The 19,409-nt window shown below is 40.0% G+C and carries 21 protein-coding genes; 14 read left to right on the forward strand and 7 right to left on the reverse strand.

Annotation, left to right across the window (positions count from 1 at the left end):
- Positions 1–19 precede the first annotated feature (19 nt).
- The 3 genes from G7B18_RS18105 to G7B18_RS18115 all read right to left on the reverse strand — a co-directional run bounded on the left by G7B18_RS18105 (position 20) and on the right by G7B18_RS18115 (position 3,551).
- The gene (locus G7B18_RS18105) at positions 20–721 is read right to left on the reverse strand and encodes a class I SAM-dependent methyltransferase (RefSeq protein ID WP_164112908.1); all 702 of its coding nucleotides are present in this window, start codon (positions 719–721) and stop codon (positions 20–22) included.
- Positions 714–1,892: a nicotinate phosphoribosyltransferase gene (gene pncB, locus G7B18_RS18110; protein WP_164123684.1), complete on the reverse strand. Its 1,179-nt coding sequence runs from the start codon at positions 1,890–1,892 to the stop codon at positions 714–716. The genes G7B18_RS18105 and pncB overlap by 8 nt, the downstream gene beginning before the upstream one ends.
- Before the next feature lie 294 nt (positions 1,893–2,186).
- Complete coding sequence (locus G7B18_RS18115; RefSeq protein ID WP_164112910.1) at positions 2,187–3,551, reverse strand: DUF6600 domain-containing protein; 1,365 nt, start codon at positions 3,549–3,551, stop codon at positions 2,187–2,189.
- A gap of 239 nt (positions 3,552–3,790) precedes the next feature.
- Between G7B18_RS18115 and G7B18_RS18120 the strand changes: the two genes are divergently transcribed.
- From G7B18_RS18120 to G7B18_RS18140, 5 genes are all read left to right on the forward strand, one after another.
- The gene (locus G7B18_RS18120) at positions 3,791–4,549 is read left to right on the forward strand and encodes an MlaE family ABC transporter permease (protein WP_164112911.1); all 759 of its coding nucleotides are present in this window, start codon (positions 3,791–3,793) and stop codon (positions 4,547–4,549) included.
- A gap of 3 nt (positions 4,550–4,552) precedes the next feature.
- Positions 4,553–5,326: an ABC transporter ATP-binding protein gene (locus G7B18_RS18125; RefSeq protein ID WP_164112912.1), complete on the forward strand. Its 774-nt coding sequence runs from the start codon at positions 4,553–4,555 to the stop codon at positions 5,324–5,326.
- A gap of 10 nt (positions 5,327–5,336) precedes the next feature.
- Entirely contained in the window at positions 5,337–6,332 is a 996-nt protein-coding gene (locus G7B18_RS18130) for an MlaD family protein (RefSeq protein WP_164112913.1), read from the forward strand.
- Between the two features lie 26 nt (positions 6,333–6,358).
- The gene (locus tag G7B18_RS18135) at positions 6,359–7,057 is read left to right on the forward strand and encodes an RluA family pseudouridine synthase (protein ID WP_164112914.1); all 699 of its coding nucleotides are present in this window, start codon (positions 6,359–6,361) and stop codon (positions 7,055–7,057) included.
- Positions 7,058–7,145: 88 nt separating this feature from the next.
- A complete protein-coding gene (locus tag G7B18_RS18140) occupies positions 7,146–7,421 on the forward strand; it encodes a DUF4366 domain-containing protein (protein ID WP_164112915.1) in 276 nt (91 codons plus the stop codon).
- Between the two features lie 29 nt (positions 7,422–7,450).
- Here G7B18_RS18140 and G7B18_RS18145 read toward each other — a convergent pair whose 3' ends face one another.
- Positions 7,451–7,735, reverse strand: a complete 285-nt coding sequence (locus G7B18_RS18145; protein WP_164112916.1) for a DUF4286 family protein — start codon at positions 7,733–7,735, stop codon at positions 7,451–7,453.
- A 104-nt stretch (positions 7,736–7,839) separates the two neighbouring features.
- Between G7B18_RS18145 and G7B18_RS18150 the strand changes: the two genes are divergently transcribed.
- The 9 genes from G7B18_RS18150 to G7B18_RS18190 all read left to right on the forward strand — a co-directional run bounded on the left by G7B18_RS18150 (position 7,840) and on the right by G7B18_RS18190 (position 16,596).
- Positions 7,840–9,720 (forward strand): S9 family peptidase, encoded by a 1,881-nt coding sequence (locus G7B18_RS18150; RefSeq protein WP_164112917.1) that lies wholly within the window; start codon positions 7,840–7,842, stop codon positions 9,718–9,720.
- Positions 9,721–9,723: 3 nt separating this feature from the next.
- On the forward strand, positions 9,724–11,397 hold the full coding sequence (locus G7B18_RS18155) for a sensor histidine kinase (RefSeq protein WP_164112918.1): 1,674 nt from the start codon (positions 9,724–9,726) through the stop codon (positions 11,395–11,397).
- A 3-nt stretch (positions 11,398–11,400) separates the two neighbouring features.
- Positions 11,401–12,096 carry a response regulator transcription factor gene (locus tag G7B18_RS18160; RefSeq protein ID WP_164112919.1) on the forward strand — a complete coding sequence of 232 codons (696 nt, stop codon included), beginning with the start codon at positions 11,401–11,403 and terminating at the stop codon, positions 12,094–12,096.
- Between the two features lie 141 nt (positions 12,097–12,237).
- A complete protein-coding gene (gene greA / locus G7B18_RS18165) occupies positions 12,238–12,711 on the forward strand; it encodes a transcription elongation factor GreA (protein ID WP_164112920.1) in 474 nt (157 codons plus the stop codon).
- 196 nt (positions 12,712–12,907) lie between these two features.
- Positions 12,908–13,321 (forward strand): HIT family protein, encoded by a 414-nt coding sequence (locus G7B18_RS18170; protein WP_164123686.1) that lies wholly within the window; start codon positions 12,908–12,910, stop codon positions 13,319–13,321.
- Positions 13,322–13,354: 33 nt separating this feature from the next.
- Complete coding sequence (locus tag G7B18_RS18175) at positions 13,355–14,005, forward strand: DedA family protein (protein ID WP_164112922.1); 651 nt, start codon at positions 13,355–13,357, stop codon at positions 14,003–14,005.
- A 15-nt stretch (positions 14,006–14,020) separates the two neighbouring features.
- Positions 14,021–14,563 carry an inorganic diphosphatase gene (locus G7B18_RS18180; RefSeq protein ID WP_079645170.1) on the forward strand — a complete coding sequence of 181 codons (543 nt, stop codon included), beginning with the start codon at positions 14,021–14,023 and terminating at the stop codon, positions 14,561–14,563.
- Positions 14,564–14,569: 6 nt separating this feature from the next.
- Complete coding sequence (locus tag G7B18_RS18185; RefSeq protein WP_164112923.1) at positions 14,570–15,883, forward strand: hemolysin family protein; 1,314 nt, start codon at positions 14,570–14,572, stop codon at positions 15,881–15,883.
- Positions 15,883–16,596 (forward strand): 16S rRNA (uracil(1498)-N(3))-methyltransferase, encoded by a 714-nt coding sequence (locus G7B18_RS18190; RefSeq protein WP_164112924.1) that lies wholly within the window; start codon positions 15,883–15,885, stop codon positions 16,594–16,596. The genes G7B18_RS18185 and G7B18_RS18190 overlap by 1 nt, the downstream gene beginning before the upstream one ends.
- Here G7B18_RS18190 and G7B18_RS18195 read toward each other — a convergent pair.
- Genes G7B18_RS18195 through G7B18_RS18205 form a run of 3 tightly spaced genes read right to left on the reverse strand, consistent with a single transcriptional unit; the run spans position 16,593 to position 19,223 of the window.
- On the reverse strand, positions 16,593–17,075 hold the full coding sequence (locus tag G7B18_RS18195; RefSeq protein ID WP_164112925.1) for a hypothetical protein: 483 nt from the start codon (positions 17,073–17,075) through the stop codon (positions 16,593–16,595). The genes G7B18_RS18190 and G7B18_RS18195 overlap by 4 nt on opposite strands.
- A gap of 29 nt (positions 17,076–17,104) precedes the next feature.
- On the reverse strand, positions 17,105–18,595 hold the full coding sequence (locus G7B18_RS18200) for an ABC transporter permease (RefSeq protein WP_164112926.1): 1,491 nt from the start codon (positions 18,593–18,595) through the stop codon (positions 17,105–17,107).
- Position 18,596: 1 nt separating this feature from the next.
- Positions 18,597–19,223, reverse strand: a complete 627-nt coding sequence (locus G7B18_RS18205; RefSeq protein ID WP_164112927.1) for an ABC transporter ATP-binding protein — start codon at positions 19,221–19,223, stop codon at positions 18,597–18,599.
- Positions 19,224–19,409: the final 186 nt, after the last annotated feature.

Genomic DNA, 19,409 nt, shown 5'->3' on the forward strand with positions numbered 1-19,409 from the left:
ATCCGAAAATTGCGCAATTCTATTTCAGGGGTTCCATTCGCACTAAATACTGATCGTTATCATCTTCATAAAGTACCTGGACTACCCATTTTTCCTCATGTGCTATATTGATGAGTGTTTTTTGGTCTAAGTAGAGCCATTTAAAGGGTGCCCCTTTGAAGCCTTCGAACTCGTATTGATAGCCGATTTCGCCAAAATAGTAATCCGGTCTAGGGATTCGATATTCGTTATAAAGATAGGAGATGTCCGAGCTATCAAATAGCAATTGACCCGTTTCTGTCAATAAATTTTTGGCATGAGAAAGTAGGCGCCGGAATCCCTGAAGATCTTCGGCCAGACCTATACCATTCATTAAGAAGAGTAAGGTGTCGTACCTCTCTTGGTCATAGGCCCAGAAGTTATCTTGTATGATATGATGCACACCACGCTCCCGCATAATGTTACAGGCAGGTGTAGATACTTCTAGCGCGGCGACATCAAAACCTTTGTCCTGCAGGTAGAGTGCATGAGATCCCACTCCAGCACCGACATCCAACACCTTGCCATCGCAAAGGGATAATGCTATGAATTCGAGTTCAGGAAAATCTTCTTCTGTTCGGAAAAAGACCTCAATAGGCATTTCTTCGATGTCTCCATATGTACTGTGCAATAGTAATGGAGTGCTAAGTGTGCCAGTTTGGTGGAATCGGCTTAATGCTTCGCCGTAAATGTCTCTATGCATGTTCATCAAGTTGGAGGTATCGTCTTGCCATTTCTATTTCACTGCGATCACCTGTATGTTTAAGAGGTTCGTCCGAAAGTTTTATCACAGGAGTCCACTCGCCATCCTCAGGGAGCGTCTCGGTCATTTTGAGTACAATATTCATTCGTTCTAATCCAACATCATTGGTGAAGTCCGTTCCTATCCCGAAAGAGAAACCTATTTTCCCGTTGCAGTAGTCCGAGATTTTCTTTACTTTCTCATAGTCTAGACCATCCGAGAAAATAATTGTCTTGGAGAGCGGATCTATTCCTTTACCCAGGTAATGTTTGATTGTCTTATCCGCAAACTCTATCGCATCGCCACTATCATGCCGCACTCCATCAAACAATTTGGTGAGTTTTTTGTCAAACTGTCTGAAAAAAGCTTCGGTCGTATAAGTGTCGGACAAGGCGATGCCTAAATCTCCCCTATAGACATTAGACCAATTTTCTAAGCCCAATAGATTCGCCATTTTATAACCATATTTTGCTGCATGAAACATAAACCATTCATGCGCGTGCGTGCCTATCGGTTTGGTCTCATATTTCATTGCTAGGTGTACATTGCTTGTGCCGATGAACGTATTGGAAGGATGTTCCTTTAGTGTTTTGATGACAAGATCGTGTACTGCGTAAGAATGTCTGCGGCGCGTACCAAAGTCGGCAATTGTAATTTTTAGCTTATCGTACTTATTCATTTTTTTCGTTACGATATCCGTTACTTCTGCGTTATCTACACGTTTCTCATTCCGCATTTCATAATATAGTTCACATATCAAAGACATGATGGGTACTTCCCAGAGTATCGTCCGGTACCACAGGCCCTCAATTTTAACCGATAGTTCTCCTTCAGTCTGAGTGATGCTCACTTCTTCGGGGTCATAGCGGTATCCTTGGAGGAAATCAAAATAAGTAGGGTCTATATAGGGGCAGGTCTCTGAAAAAAAAGTCTTCTCAGATTTGCTGAGTTTTAAGGCTGCCATATGGTTTATTGCTACTTTCAGCCGCTCAGCAAAGCCTGGAGGAAAAGAATGCTGCCCTCTGTTAATAAACTGATATTTCGACCTTGCTTTAGGAAAGAGTTTTACGACTGCATATTGCATCGTAAACTTATAGAAGTCATTATCTAGTATAGAATCGAGTCTTGCCATTTCGAAATCTGTTTTTTGTACTATTCCAAAGACGATCCTGATCATAAAGGCTGCTTTGGGGTAAAGTGAACGAAAATACCAAAAAAAAATGACGCACCCTTGTTACATCGAGGGTTAATTGTACATTGAATTTCTTGTACTAAAAAAGCGGGCAGCAAAATATTGCTGCCCACTGCATTTATGTTTCAATTAAAATTATAAGGAAATGCTCATCGGCGGATCATGATAGTTCTTGATGGCCTCTGAGAATATATCCTTTCAGAAAAAAAAAGAACTAGGTTCGATGTTGAAAGTTTATCGTCTACTACTCCGACCACTTGATTCTCCTCCTCTAGTTGACGCACGTTCCTCACGTGCATTACCAGAACGAGAAGACGATCCTGAGGAGCTTTCTCTACTGGATGCCTGAAAGACCGGTTGTGTATTTGTTCGCTGTGGCGAACGACTTTCTCTTGATTGTCCCCGTTGTGGAGCCGTTTGTGTTGGCTCTCTACGGGTCTCTTGATTCCTTTGAGTAGGAGAGGACTCTCGTCCACCCACAGACCGTCTTTCTTGACGTTGCGCGATGCCTCCATTGTTTTGAGGACGTGCTGTGGCTTCCGACTCTCTTGATCTTCGGGATTGATTGCTTGGCTCACGTTGATTTTGACGTTGAGCGGTACTTTCAGTTCTTCTCTCCGTATTCCTTTCTGTAGGTTGATTTTGTGTAGTTGTTCCTTCATTCCGCATAGAGACGTTACCGTTCCTGTCGATATGCATTTCGCGGTTGCTGGTATTTGCATTTCTTGACCCCACGCTGGAGCGGTCACGGTTTGAAACATCCCCCGCTCTAGATCCATTGCGTTCGTTTCGGTTTGCTTCGGCTCCTCTACGGCTAGCATTGCTTGAGCTGCCACGATCCGTGCGGCTGGATATTGTCTCTCTACGACTATTATCTTTGTCTGGACGATAAATGGAAACAGATCTACGGTCAATTTGTGAAGCTCCCGGTCTGCTCGATTGTCTGAGTTCTCGTACTTCAATCCTTCTTCCGGTGGTACGTTCCATATCTCTTCGAGATGGCCCTCCGTAGTAGTGGTGGTTGTTAACGATATACGTATTGTTTATCACCGTAGTGTTGCTGTATATATTTCTACTTCTGTGATCATAGTAGCTGTGTCTGTGTATATCCCGGGCATATATGTGTCTTGTAGGAGCAAACACCCACACGTCTATAGGCAAGCCGATCGATACATGCACACCGATACGAGGAGCCATAGGAGCCCATCCGTAGTAACCATTGCCAGAGCGCCATTCTACCCAAGCTGGTCCCCATTCATAACCAGGTATCCAGCCCCACCCCCTGTAGTTGGTGTGTACCCAACGACCATAGTGAAAGGGCGCCCAGCCCCAAGGATAGCCCGATACCCAAGTGTTGCCATATTCTGTCATGGTCCAATAACCATTGGTATTGTAGGGGCGAAAATTTCGACCTTCATTAGGATACCATATTTCTCCATAAGATGGATCGTTATCCCAGTACCCATACGGTGATAGTTCATCGTAGAACAGATCCAAGGAAACGTTTCCATAGACTTGTGCATATGTTTTGGAAATCTGTAGAGCACCTACAAAAATGAAAACCAATGTTGCGACTAATGTTGATATACCCCTTTTCATACTCTTCTTTTCTTTAAACGTAATTATTTTGTTTCCTTGTTGTTGGTAGGACGTAATAATACAGCGAAAGGTTTAATTGCTTTGTGGTGAACTTATATTTAATGGAAAATTTTGGTAGTTTTATTACTACATTTCGTGTTTTACATGTTTTGTACCGATGATAAAAATTAAAAAGTTGTACCTTTGGCCAGTTTTTTGATAAACATGTTGTTGTTTTTTATTCACTTCTAAAAAGATAAATGGGAAGGAAATTTAATAATCTACTCCTTGAATTTGCCCGCTTACATCGCTTTTTGATACGGTTTTTCCGTGAAGTTGTAAGTCCACCATTTGAATTCAAAGAGATAATAAGACAATGTTACGAAATCGGTTGGAAGTCGTTTCCTCTGATCTCGTTAACCGGCTTTATTGTCGGCTTTGTCTTTACGAAGCAGTCCAGGCCTTCGCTTGAAGATTTCGGAGCTACTTCTATGCTCCCTAATTTGATTTCGATCGCTATCGTTAGGGCATTGGCTCCTTTGGTCACGGCGTTGATTGCTTCCGGAAAAGTAGGTTCGCAGATTGGTGCAGAGTTGAGTTCCATGAATGTTACGGAGCAAATTGATGCGATGGAGGTGTCGGGTACTAACCCTTTCAAATTTTTGGTCGTGAGCCGCATAATCGCTACTACCATAATGATTCCTATTCTGTGTTTTTATGTCGCCGGTATAGGTTTATTAGGTGGCTATCTCAGTTTAGCAGCAAAGGATGATCTTAGTCTATTAAGCTTCTTTACTCAAGTTTTTGAGTCCATAAAGTTAATCGATATTTTTGCAATGGTCCTTCGGGCTGTTGTATTCGGCTTCACCATTGGTTTTGTAAGTACCTATGTCGGTTACTTCTCATCTAAAGGTACAGAAGGAGTAGGAAAGGCAGCAAATAGTGCTGTTGTAGCCTCTATGTTTATTGTATTTATTGAGGAACTGCTTATAGTTCAGGTGTTATCTTTAATTTCTTAAGACATGGCAAAGATAGGATGTGCAATTAACTACGAGGACTGTGTGATTCATGTAGACAACGTCAGTAAGTCTTTTGGAGATCTACATGTGTTGCGTAACGTCGATCTGAAACTTTATAACGGTGAAAACTTAGTGGTGTTGGGTCGATCTGGGACCGGTAAATCCGTGCTTATTAAGTTAATATCCGGTTTATTAAAGCCAGACAGTGGAAATATTAATGTTTTAGGACACAAGGTTAACGATTTGACAGAAAAGGAGCTCATGAAATTACGTTTACGTATAGGCTTTTCCTTTCAGAATTCAGCTTTGTATGATAGTATGACGGTAAAGGAAAATCTGGAGTTTCCATTGATTCGGAATAAGCGAAATCTCACTAGGGCCGAGATCAATCGAGAGATCGAAGATGTACTGGATGGTGTAGGGTTGCTACAGACCTTGAATCAGATGCCCTCGGAGCTTTCGGGAGGTCAAAAGAAACGTGTTGGTATAGCACGTACTTTGATCTTACGTCCCGATATTATGTTGTATGATGAGCCTACTGCAGGATTGGATCCGATCACTTGTTTGGATATCAATGGTTTAATTAATGAGGTGCAGGAGAGATATAAAACTTCATCTATTATCATTACGCATGACCTTGCTTGTGCTAAAATGGTTGGAGACAGGATGGTGATGTTACTAGATGGTAGATTTGAACGTGAAGGTGTTTTTGAAGAGATTTTCAATACAGAAGATCCCAGAGTAAAGCCTTTTTATGATTATAATTTTATAGTATAATAGTTTAAGAATGAACGCAACAGAAAATAAGAGATCATTAATCGTTGGACTTTTTGCATTAATAGGTCTTGTGATTTTGGTGGCAGGTATTTTAGTATTGGGTACCCAACAGAATAAATTTAGTAAAAACCTTATCGTGAAGAGCTATTTTCATGATGTAAAAGGCCTTAAAGTCGGTAACAACGTGTGGTTTTCTGGTGTCAAGGTAGGGATTGTTAAGGAAATTGCATTCGAGAGCGTTGAGAATGTTCGTGTTGTGATGAGCATACAGGAAAAAGATAGTAAGTTTCTTCGTAAGGATGTTGTCGCTACATTAGGTTCGGATGGACTGATTGGTAATTCGATTATTAGTCTTGTTGGTGGTAGTGCTACGACTCCCCAAATCGAAGAAGGTGATGTCTTAAAATCAGGGCCTAGTGGTGGTATGGAGCAGATGATGGGGCTTCTACAAGAGAACGGCGCCAATCTGACCGTAATTACCCAAAACTTTGCGAAGCTATCACAGCAGATGGTCGATGGAAAGGGAACAATTGGGGCATTGATGACAGATGATGCGATAGCTACGAATTTGAAGTCGTCGGTCGTCTCCTTGAACAATGTAATGACCGATGCTAATAAGGCTGTTGATAATTTGGTTACTTTGACGGAGAAGCTGAATAGCAATCAGGGACTTATCCATGACTTGACGACTGACACAGAAGTTTTCTCCAGCTTGAGAGAATCTGCTGCTCAGTTGCAGGGGGTAACGCAGACCGCAAATGCGCTAATGCAAAATCTGAATAAGACGTCAGCGCGCTTGAATGATAAGGATAACGCATTGGGTGTGCTTACAAATGATGCTGAAGCTGCAAACGAGATTCGCCAAATATTAAAGAACTTAAATGCAAGTACCGAAAAGTTGGATGTCAATATGGAAGCTTTGCAGAGTAATTTTTTGTTGAGGGGATATTTTAAGAAAAAAGCTAAGGAAGCTGAGAAAGAAACTACAGATTTCACTTCCAAGTAAAGATATAGTTGAAGGGATAATATAATATGGGAGAAGTTACAGATAAGGATGTTATCTACGAAGACAATCACCTGATAGCAATAAATAAAAGAGGCGGAGATATCGTGCAGATTGACCCTTCAGGAGATAAGTCTCTCGAAGAAATGTTGGCCGATTATCTCGCACAGAAATATAATAAGCCAAATCGGGCTTTTGTGGGGGTGATTCATCGTTTGGATAGGCCTGTTAGTGGAATGATCCTTATGGCCAAAACAAGTAAGGGGCTTGATCGTATGAATAGGTTGTTCCACGATAGAGCGGTAGAAAAAACTTACTTAGCTGTAGTGAAGGAACGTCCAGAAAAAATGAAAGGAAAACTTACCAACTGGTTGTTGAGAGATCGAAAAAAAATGATCACCAAAGCCTATGATAGGGAAGTGAAAAACGGTACTTATGCGGAATTGGACTATGAAGTATTAGGCCAGTTAGATGGGTTCTATTTATTAAAGGTGTCACCATTGACAGGGCGTACGCATCAGATTCGTTGTCAATTAGCCTATATGGGATGCCCAATAGTTGGAGATAATAAGTATGGCTATCCCAGAGGATCCACACGCCGCACGATCTGTTTACACTCTCGGTCTTTAGCCTTTGTACATCCAGTCAAAGAGGAGTATATGTGTATTGAAGCTCCGCTACCAGAAGATGGTTTCTGGGAGAAATTTAATCGTATTTTGTTCCAATAGGAGTATTAAATCGCTGTCTTGTTCTGTTGGTCTTCTCTGGGGTGTTTTATTACCTTAATATGTGTATTAAATTCTTTAACTTTGTAGAATGAAAGTAGTTAGCCGCATACTTAAAATCGGATTATTGTTTCTTGGGTTAACAATAGTATCCTCAACAGTTGCTTCTAGCCAGTGTGCCATGTGTTCTTTGAATGCTGAAAACAGCACACAAAATGGCAATACCCAGGGCAAGGGATTAAATAACGGGATATTATTTTTATTAGGTGCGCCTTTCTTAATAGGAGCGGGCATAGGAATTCTCTGGTATAAAAAATATAGACCAAAATCCCCTAAACCCGCAGTCTTGTCTCGTCACTCGTCGTGATAATCTGGCCGTATAGCTTAATCTCTATTTTATAGGTATTGCATTACACTGTCGAAAATAAAAGCTTTTTCGTTATGGTGCTGTGCTATATGGGTTTGTAGAGAAGAGATGTACTCCGATTGAAAATGTTGAATCTGTTGTTCGTCATTAACAATCAGCTGTACACAGTAAGTGTAACCTTCGTGCGGCGAATTAAGCATTTTGAGCAGTTTGATGTCTGCGGGTAAAGTCGGTATCCAAGACTGTTGGACCCATGAAAGAAGCGCATGATGCTGACTTTCTTCGATGATGATAGAAATGTTGTATAGATACATGTCACAAAGGTACGAAATGTAGTTTTTGAACCTGTAAAAAAAAAGTTGCAATATAGGTTTAGTCTAGGAAAATTATAATATTTGGTAGAACGAGAAATAGTTGGATGAGATTTTTAATAACAGTCTTTTGTTTGCTATTCGTTACATCCCTTATTATAGGTTGTAATGGACCCCGGAGTGTTGAACGTATTCCGGTGCAGGATTTTTTTGGAAAACCAGAACGATTGAATTTTCGCGTATCTCCAGATGGACGGTACATAGCTTACTTGGGACTGGAAGATCACTGTCGTAATATATTTGTGTTGGATATTGAGGAACCGGATTCTTCTAAACAATTGACCTATCAGAACAATATCAATGTGCAATATTTTTTCTGGAGTGCTTCAGATAGTATTGTTTTTTCCAATAGCCAGTCTCCTGAAGATAGTTTGCGTCTTTTTACGATTGATATCCATCACGAAGTAGCGAAGCCGTTACTGCCGCCGACCAAGCATGCTTTAGCATGGTTAAGTCCTATGAAATCTAAGAATGGAAACCTTCTTGCGGAGATGAATAGTCGAGATTCGTCAGTTTTTGATTTATACCGTATTCCGCTTGATGGGTCAGGTCCTAAACTTGTAGAGCTTAACTCAGGAAAAATCAGTTCATGGTATGCCTCTTCGGATGGAAAAGTAAGACTTGCACTGTCCAGTGATAGTGTGGAAGATCAGCTGTTGTATCGCGAGGAAGAAGTGGAACCCTATAAAAAGGTGGTAGAGACAGATTTTGCAACCACGGTTTTGCCAATGGGACCAGTTAAAGGAGAACATGCCAAAGTGTATGCAATGTCTAATATAGGACGTGATAAACTAGCCGTTGTGAAGTTAGATCTGCGAACTGGCAACGAAGAGGTAGTTGCAGAAAATAAACAGGTGGATATGAACAGGGAAGGCTATTCGTTTTCTCGAGAAGAGGTGATCTATACCGCTGGATTATCGAATAAAAAGGAAACACGTATCCTCAATAAAGAGTTTAAAACAATATATTCCAAAATTACCAATAAGTTTGACGGTTATAATATAGATATCCTTGATATGGATAGCTCGTTTAATGCTGTATTATTCAAAACCTACACAGATGTAAATCCCGGAGGTATTTACTATTATTCGAAGAAGAAAGATAAAATAGTTGAGCTTTCTGTTATTAATCCTGCTTTGACCGGAAAGAGCTTGGCCCCTATGCAAGAGGTCAGCTTTAACTCTAGAGATGGGAAGACTATTAAAGGATATTTAACGTACCCCTTGGTCAAGCAAAAATCTTATCCGGTAGTGGTGTTGATTCACGATGGGCCAAATAGGAGAGATGTGTGGGGTTTTAACCCGGAAGTTCAGTTTTTAGCAAATCGGGGATATGCCGTATTTCAGATCAATTACAGAGGATCTGTGGGATACGGAAAGCAATTTTATACTGCAGGGTTTAAGCAATGGGGAGGAGAGATTCAGAATGATATCAGTGATGGTGTGGCCTGGCTTATCCACCAAGGGATAGCAGATAAAAGTAGAATTGCTATTATGGGCACGGGCTTTGGAGGGTATTCAGCATTGTATGCTGCATGTTTCAATCCTACCTTATATAAATGTGCTATTTCCTCGTCCGGATATACCAATTTGTTTACTTATTTAAAGGAGATACCTCCGTATTACCAGCCTTATTTGCAATTATATTACAAGATAATTGGAGATCCGACCAAGGAGTACGAGCTGTTTAGGGCAATATCACCTCTATTCAATGCGGAGAAAGTCAGGATGCCTATTCTCATGTTTCACGGAGGAAGGGATAGATTTAATAGTCTTACAGATGTTAATCAATTTGTACAGAAGGTAAAGAATAATAATGTTGCCGTTCGTTATGTGTTTAAAGAGGATGAGGGCCGTCGGTTTAAGAAAGATGAGAATGTCATTGAGTATTATCAGATGATAGAACAGTTTCTTAAAGAACAAATGTAGCGAATGGGAAACTTTGATTTAAGATATCGAAAGAATTTTGGTCTACTAATAACATTCTTGGTCTTGGTAACTGTCTTGTTTGTCACTTCGGCTTTCTTTGCGCGCAAGATGACAACAAATTTTGTCGAGACAGAATTCAATAACAAGAAAGTTGAGGTTTTCGACGAATTCATCAAACCATTTAATGATTTTTTTACCCAAAAAGTTCCGGAGATATCCTATTATCAAGGGTATATTGACTCTGCACAGGCCGCTGAGTTTTCAAATACCGTATTACGACGTTATCCCTTCGTAAGTAACGTTAATTTTTTTGATGTCGTATTCACCAATAGAGACACCTTAGGCAAAGGTCTTCGCTTTAATAATTTAGGGATTTCCTTGCGCAATTCGTATAGTTTCAAATTGAATTCGGAAAATCGCTTTATGGGCCTACATCAAAGCTCGGATGATTATAAAAATCACGCAGAGGATTTTAACAATATGATGCTCAAGCTAGCTGGATTTTTGGACCGGGTTTCCGATTCCACCAGATTGACAGACAATGATATTTATAAAGTATTCTACACACTTCAACCAGGCAAGATCTCCTATTTGAATATTCCACGTATGTCGGATATTATGGCCTATAAGACAATGATGCGTTTTAATGATCTCCCCAAGAGTGACTATGAGCAGGATTTGTTCGTTTTTTCGATAGAGCCTCGGAAAATGGCTATTACCAACAAACATCCAAATCTATACGAAGAGATCGTTATAAAGCCGGTGGTGGATCCGTATGTGGACGAGCATGTAGCATATCTCCGGACAGAATTAGCTCTGCCTGGAGCTTTGTCGGATTATAAACTTCAATTTGATACATCCCGTGAGTTTATTCAACGCGATATCAATCGACGTTTTTTTCCTGTTATGATCGGACTGTCATTAGTTTACTTAATCCTCTTGACGGTAGGTTATCTGATCTATAGAAATGTAATGATCAATAGCCGGTTGTACCAGCTACAATATGATTTTATCAATAACCTGACCCACGAATTTAAGACCCCTGTTAGTGTTATCAAGATTGCCGGAAATAATATCAAGAGTGCCGAAAAACTGTCGGATGTAGAGCGAAATATGTACGGGCGTATCTTGGACCAGGAAGCTGATAAGCTTAATGCGCTGATGAATAAGCTGCTTTCCTTTGCGCAGATTGAAAATAAATCCATTAAGTTTAACGGTGAGTATATTGAGCTGAATGAGTTTTGTCAGCATATGTTTGATGCTACGCATTTAAAATATCCTGATTTGACATTAAATTACGAAATTGACGTCAAGACGGAGATGTATGCAGACCCTGTTCTATTAACCAGTGTTTTTCAGAATCTGATAGATAATGCTTACAAGTATTCTGCACCTGATCGGAAGATTTTGGATATCCGTGTTCAACAAAACAAAAAAAATTTTGTTATTTTATTCAAAGATCACGGAATCGGTATAGATAAGAAAGAATTTAATAGTATTTTTAAAAAGTTTTACCGAGTCAAGAATCAATTTAACCAACAAGGGAGTATTGGTTTGGGGCTTGCATTTTGTAAAGAGATTACTGAGTTTATGAACGGGGAAATAAAAGTGGATAGCCAATTGAATGTTGGTACGGTTTTTACACTTAGTTTCCCAATAGAAGTTAAAAAAACATAAATTATGGAAAAAGATATTACGGTTGCAGTTGTTGAAGATGACGAAAACTTGCGTTTTTTAGTGAGTCATCGTTTGCAAACTGAAAATTATAAGGTTGTACAAATAGGCAACGGGTTGGAAGCGGAAAAGTTGATTTTGGAACTTCAACCTGATATCGTATTGTTGGATTGGATGCTGCCAGGTAAAGAAGGTATTGAAGTGTGTGAAGCGGTACGTAAAGAAGGTTTTGAAAACATCATTATCATGATGACAGCCAAATCACAGGATGTAGACAAAATAGACGCTTATAGTTACGGGATCACCGATTATATTACAAAGCCTTTTAATATGGATGTTCTTGTCGCTATGATCGAGAACAAAGTACGCTTCTTTGTTCCTAAAAGCAGCAATAAGGATATACATGTCTTTGGCAGTACGGAGCATCATCCGCAGATTCATTCCTTAGTTCGGGACGGTCGTAAAATTGAGTTGACGATTTTAGAGAACAGGATTTTATTACATTTTCTGCAGAATATGGGGAGGGAGATTACACGTGAGGAACTTATGGAAGTCGTGTGGGGGTATAGTTCCAATGTAAATACCCGTACATTGGATATGCATGTGGTTCGTTTGCGTAAAAAAATAGAAAATAATCCCGATAAGCCTACTTATCTCCAAACGGTCAGGGGCTTAGGTTATAAATTTGTTGACGAAGAATAATGTGCTTTATTTGGATAATTAAATCGTTTTAATTATCTTCGTCATTATCGAGCAAGACCACTCTTTCAAATACCGAAAGAGTGGTCTTGTTTCTTTTTTGTTAAGAGTTTAGTGTTTACTATTTAAGTTAATTGAATAATTATGGCGGAAGTAACTTATTACACAGAGGAAGGGTTAGCGAAATTAAAAGAAGAGCTACAGTACCTAAAAACTGAGGGAAGGGCTAAAATGGCCAATGCGATTGCTGAAGCGCGCGACAAAGGAGATTTGTCTGAAAATGCCGAGTATGACGCAGCAAAGGAAGCGCAAGGCTTACATGAAGCAAAAATTGCTAAATTAGAAGAGGTGTTGGCCAGTGCTCGATTGATTGATGAATCAAAATTGGATCTTTCCAAAGTATTGGCTCTTTCTATTGTCAAGATCAAGAATAAGAAAAACGGAGCTGAGATGACTTATCAGTTGGTGTCGGAGACTGAAGCTGATTTGAAAGCAGGTAAAATATCTGTTAAATCTCCAATCGCCCAAGGCTTGCTAGGCAAGTCTGTAGGTGATGTAGCAAAGGTTAACGTACCAGCAGGAGAGATCGAGTTTGAGATAATGGATATTTCTAGATAATATTTATATAGGTTATGTGCGGTTCGCCATAACCGCTCTCATAACTTTATTATTTTGAAAAGAGGACAATTGATCTATTGTCCTCTTTTTGATTTTAAGCATGTACAAAGGGATATTGGTCAACTTTCATTACAGTTTATACCAATACTTCTTGTAGGTTTTGTTATATTTGCTCATTGATCAACTTGAAAGATAAATGTCTACAATATTTTCAAAGATTATTTCGGGAGAGATTCCTGCATATAAAGTTGCGGAAAGTAACGATTATTTGGCATTTTTAGATATTTCACCTCTTACAGCGGGCCATGTGTTAGTGGTACCAAAGAAGGAAACCGATTATATATTTGATATCAGCGACGACGAATATATGGGGATGTGGGTTTTTGCCAAGATTGTATCCCAAGGTATAAAGAAAGTGATACCTTGTCGTAAAGTCGGAGTTGCCGTAGTCGGTCTAGAAGTTGCACATGCACATATACATCTTATTCCCTTGAATCAGGTTAGTGATATGAATTTTGAAAAGACAAAATTGTCCCTACCTACCGAGGAAATGACTCGAATTGCAGAAGAGATCCGTCACGCTGTGGTCTCCATCACAAATGGTGATTAATTGTGATCTCTTCTGGTACCCTAACAAATTAATATGCAAGAATTTTTAGTGTCATTCCAACAGATAATGGACGCGGAGTACTTATTAAGTCATGGCGGGTTCTACATTGTTTGTTTAATAGTATTTGCAGAAACTGGACTTTTCTTTGGTTTTTTTCTGCCAGGAGATTATTTGTTGTTTTTAGCCGGGTTGTTCTGTGCTTTAGACAAAATTGATGTCGATATCACGACGATGTATCTCGGTATTTTGTTAGCTGGGATACTGGGTAATTTTGCTGGCTATTGGTTTGGGCATCGAACCGGGCCTATGCTCTTCAAACGAAAAGACTCGCTTATTTTCAAGCGTAAATATGTCGTGATGGCCGAAGAGTTTTATCAAAAATACGGTGGTACGGCATTAGTTATTGGACGGTTTGTTCCAATTATTCGTACATTTGCCCCAATATTTGCTGGGGTCGTTAAACTAGACTTTAAAAAATTTGTGCTTTATAATGTATTGGGCGCATTTATTTGGGTGTCTGTTTTGACGCTTTCGGGCTATTATTTAGGGGAGCTTTTCCCTTCTATTATCAATTATGTAGAGTATATTATCGTCGGTATGATTTTGATCGCATTCTTGCCGATTATTATTGCACTCATAAAACGTTGGTTAAAAAGAAAAAAAGAAAATAAAGAAACAAAATAAACAGTAATTATATTAATGAGTACACAACACCCTTGGCACCAAGTTTCTCCTGGAGAGGATCTGCCAAATTCCGTAAATGCTATTATTGAAATACCAAAAGGTTCTAAAGCGAAATATGAAATTGATAAAGACAGTGGCTTACTAAAATTGGATCGGGTTTTATTCTCGTCTGTGATGTACCCTGCCAATTATGGTTTCATTCCGCAAACTTACTGTGATGACAAAGATCCTTTAGATATTTTGGTTCTTTGTTCTGTAGATGTTATCCCAATGAGTCTTATTGAAGCTAAAGTAATCGGTGTCATGCATATGATCGACGGTGGCGAGCAAGATGATAAGATTATAGCTGTAGCGAAAAACGATATGTCGGTTAATCATATTAACGATCTTTCTGAGTTGCCTCCACATACGATGAAAGAAATCGTTCGTTTCTTTCAGGATTACAAAGCCCTTGAAGGGAAGAATGTTACGATAGAAAATCTGTACGGACGCACGTATGCTCAAAATGTTATTATGGAGAGTATCGAATTGTACAACAAAGAAATTAGAAACAAATAAAACCTAATGGCCCTCGATATTTTTTGGACAATTTTTTTAGTTTTTGCGAATGGATTTTTTGTTGCAGCAGAGTTTGCAATTGTAAAAGTCAGGGCATCCCAGATTGAGCTTCAGGCAAAGTCGGGTAGCAATGTGGCAAAAATTGCCAAAAGTATTACCGAGCATTTGGACAAATACCTAGCTGCGACACAGCTAGGTATTACTTTAGCTTCACTAGGTCTGGGATGGAAAGGAGAGGCTGTGATGACCCAGATTGTATCTCAGCTGTTTGGCTATCTACAGGTGGACGTATCACAGGGCTGGGCCAAGTGGCTCGGGTTTGCCATTGCATTTGGTACCATTACCTTCCTGCATGTAGTTTTAGGGGAGCTTGCTCCCAAGTCTATAGCGATACAAAAGCCTGTGGCTACGACAATGAAAGTAGCTGTTCCATTACGTGTTTTTTCTTGGGTGCTAATGCCTTTGATCTATGTGTTTAATGGATTTGCCAATTTCTTGTTGAGACTGGTCGGCATACATCCCCATCCCAATGATTCTACACACTCTTCCGAAGAACTTCAATACCTATTGGAGAAAGGAAAAGAGTCAGGAGCTCTCAATACGTCAGAGCACGAGCTTATTAAAAATGTCTTTGATTTTAACGAACGTATCGTAAAGAATATCATGGTACCCCGTACCAAGATTATCGCTGTGGAGGTTGATGATACAGCCGAGGAGTTCATAAATACCGTTACCGAAGAAGGGTACTCCCGTATTCCTATTTATGACGATAATATCGACCAGATCGTAGGAGTCGTACACACCAAAGATATCCTCCCATTACTTGTCAAAGGAAAAGAGGTGGTATTAAAAAATATCATGCGTAAGCCCTATTTTATTCCTGAAACCAAAAAAATCAATGATTTGATGACCGAGTTTCAACAAAAGCGCATTCAGATTGCTTTTGTACTGGATGAATTTGGCGGTACGGCCGGGATGGTTACGCTAGAAGACATCGTCGAAGAGTTGGTCGGAGAGATACAGGACGAGTACGATGAGGAAACACCCGTTGTAGAACGTATTTCTGAAACAGAGTATATGGTTGATGCCGGAGCCTCTGTACATGACTCGAATGGATATCTTCCGTTAGAGCTTCCTGAGAGCTCGGATTACGATACCATAGCTGGGTTGGTGAGTCATGTCTTTGAAAAAATACCTGACGTAGGTGAGTCAACAGAAGAGTTTGGTTATGTTTTCACGATTATGAAGAAAACACAACAGAATATCGAGTATGTAAAGCTGGATCTTGTAGAGACAGCCGAAGATGATGATAGTGAATAATGCATCTTTTTTATACCCCCCAGATAGAGCCCCATCATACTTCTTTTTTGCTGAGCGAAGAAGAAAGTAAGCATGCTGTACGTGTGCTCCGCTTGCAAGCAGGAGCGTGTATTTACCTTGTTGATGGCAAAGGAGGATTTTATAAAACTGAAATTATTGATGCGCATCCTAAACGTACAAGTTTAAACGTATTGGAGGTCCAGACGGCATACGGTGCTGTACCTTACCGATTGCATATGGTTGTAGCACCTACGAAGAATATGGATCGTTTGGAATGGTTTTTAGAGAAAGCTACCGAAATAGGGATTCAAGAGTTTACACCCATTATTTGCGAGCACTCCGAACGCAAAGAGGTAAAGGTAGAGCGATTAGAGAAAGTAGCTATTTCTGCTATGAAGCAATCGCTAAAGGCTTATTTACCCAAGATTAATCCGGCAATTTCATTTTCTAAATTTATGGCACAAGCGGAAGACTTTGACGGATTCAAAGGCGTTGCACATTGCGTAGATGCGGACAAGAAATATATATCGACAGCATTTACAAAGCAAAGTAATTACCTTTTGCTCATAGGGCCCGAAGGAGATTTCTCCGAAAAAGAAATAAGCCAGGCATTGGATGTTGGCTTTATCCCCATCTCTCTTGGAGAAGCTAGATTACGTACAGAAACGGCTGCTCTAGCTACGGTTCTCGAAATCTCGTTATTGAACCGTTAACGGATCAGTTCTGCATCCATTATCTGTATTTCTGCATTACCCTTTAAAGGTTCCGGATTGAATTTCATTTTACCTTTTATTTTGATAGGCTCTTCCGTGTATTTGATAGCTCCTTTTTTCATAAATACCTCCACCATTGGCGGGATACCGTTGGTGCCACAGAATTGACATTGTGCGATTGGGAGTACCGACAGCATAAATGTACTGTGATTACGTCCACTGGTCAAGGGAACGATATACCCCGGTAGATCCACAATTTTGTTTTCCAATTTTTTTAACTCAGGTGGATAGTGTGGCGTATATACTTTTTTGTTTCCTTCTGTGCTCACGCGATACATCATTTTGTCAATAGCTTCCCACGTATTATTCATCATAGGCGTATGATCGGGCACATTAAGGTTGGGATAGTCTTTAATTTGGGCATTACTAATCGCAGTGCCGAGTATCAGAAAATTTAATAGGAGAAGTATTCTGTTCATCTTTTTGTTTTTATTGTCGTTTCCGCTTCCTATTTAGAAGCTAAAGTTTTGGATATTGTCGTGTTATATGCTTTAAAAGCAGGGATCAAGGCTGCTATTACACCCAAAGCAATTGCAGCCAATAGGATCAGGAGTTCATTTGGATACAGCTTGAATGCCTCAATAAAATCGGCGCTCTGGCTGGTTTGGGTGCTTATATAATACAATATGCTATGTCCCAGTAAGAGTCCTATCAGACCACCGATTAAAGTAATCACTAAGCCCTCTGCAACCACCAAAGTAAATAACTTGGCTTTAGTAGCGCCCATTGTCCGCATGATAGCCATGTCGTAGCGACGATCCTTCAATGCGTTGTAGAGGCTAATAAAAACACTAAGTGCTGCAATCAACATGATCACATAGGCCAAAATTGCTAGTGAATCCAGGCCTACACCCAATAGGGAGAATATTCTAGAACTTTCTATTGCTGGCGATGCCGCCTGCATATGTGTACTCTGATTGACCAGCCGTGGCAAGACACCAATGGCAGCTGGAGAACTATATTTAACTAATAACGCAGTGATTTCTACACCGTGATCTTCGATCATATCCTGGCCTATACTTTTTACTAACCCCGGTTCTTCCAATTGCGGTTTTTCTTTGACAAGTGCTTCCTCTCTTTCTTCGTCATTCCGACTGGAGTGCAACGCAACGGAGGAATCTATAGACTTACCATTTGTATTATGACCGTGATGGTCATGATGCTCATGTTCTTCTGCGCTTTCGGTATTGGTTGCAGTAGCCTTGTTTTCTTCTATAGACTTTTCTTTTCCATCATGGCTATGGTTATGATCTCCATGGTCATGATGATTGTGGTCGTTATCATGATTACAATCCGGACCATGTATATGCTCTCCATCGTGAGCTATGCCATGAACCTCCCAGACACTTGCGAGGTTGGAGAGGATTAGATTGTCTACGACAGATCGAGCAGGCGATAAAATCCCCACCACCTTAAACGGATGATCATCATGCACATGAGCATCAGCCGATAGACCATGTGCACTATGTATCTCATCGCCGATTTTTAACTGGTGCTTACGTGCTACCTCAGCTCCGAGTACAATTTCGAAGCTTTTCGACCACAGCTTACCATCAGCCATCTTTAGTTCATACAATCCCATGAAGGAGGTATCTGTACCTATTATACGGTGCCCTTTATAGTTGTCACCCAACGAGATGGGTACGGCTAGTTGTACAAAGGGGTTCTCGGCTATTTTATTCGCTTCCGCGAGCGATATGTTGCCCGTTGGATTGTCGACATGATATAGACTGCTTAATATGAGTTGCATCGGACTGCCTTTGGCACCAATAACCAAGTCCACATTTTTACTGTTGTTTTCCAGCTGTTTCTCAAAGGTGTCTCCCGATATATAAATTACCAAAAGTATAGCAACACCAAATGCCGTTAATACTATACTTAATAGCGTAGCACCCCATTGCTGGGTTATATTCTTCCAGACTAATGCAAAATTGTTCATATTATAACTGATAGGTATTGGCGAAGTTGTCTTTTATTCTTTTGTCGTGTGTAGCTATGAGTAAGGTTGCTCCAAAAGATGTAGCCGTATCTAATAGTAGTTCGAGTACATGCTTAGTGTTGGTATCGTCCAACGCAGCCGTAGGTTCGTCGGCAACCAACAGTTTAGGCCCATTGACTACAGCTCGAGCTATGGCGGCACGTTGCAGTTGTCCCCTACTCAATTGAGATGGGTAGCTATTCGTCTTATCCTTCAGTTGTAATTTATCTAAGATTGTTGCTATGGCATTTTTGTCTACTGTTCTTTTTGCTAAATGTTGCGCCAGTTCGATATTTTCTCCGATGGTCAGATTTTTTAAAAGGTGTGCTTCCTGAAATATAAAGCCAATGTTATCGGCACGGAAACGGTCGAGTTGACTTTCACTCAATTGATAGATATCTTGTCCATCAATAAAGACTTTTCCGTTAAAGGGTTTCGATAGCCCGCTTAGTAAATGCAGTAGTGTGGTTTTTCCTGTACCCGAATCGCCCAACAAGAGCGTATGTTGATGTTTCTCTATTTTGAAGTCAGGAAACTGAAGTTCGTGCGAGGGTAGATATTTGAACGTAAGATTTTCTGAACGTATCATGAATTTAATTATTCCTGCGGTGTAAAATTTCAACCTTAAAGGTATCGGAAATTGCTTACAATAGAAAATCTTAATGAAATTATTACAGGATTAAGCGCTATTCTTCTTAAAGAAAAGTTAATGTATCGGAAATAAAAGCAGGTCTATTGTAGTGTAATAGGGAAGCTTTACGGTTTGTTTGGGGGT

This window comes from Sphingobacterium sp. xlx-130, from assembly GCF_011007405.1.
Taxonomy (GTDB): Bacteria; Bacteroidota; Bacteroidia; order Sphingobacteriales; family Sphingobacteriaceae; genus Sphingobacterium; species Sphingobacterium luzhongxinii.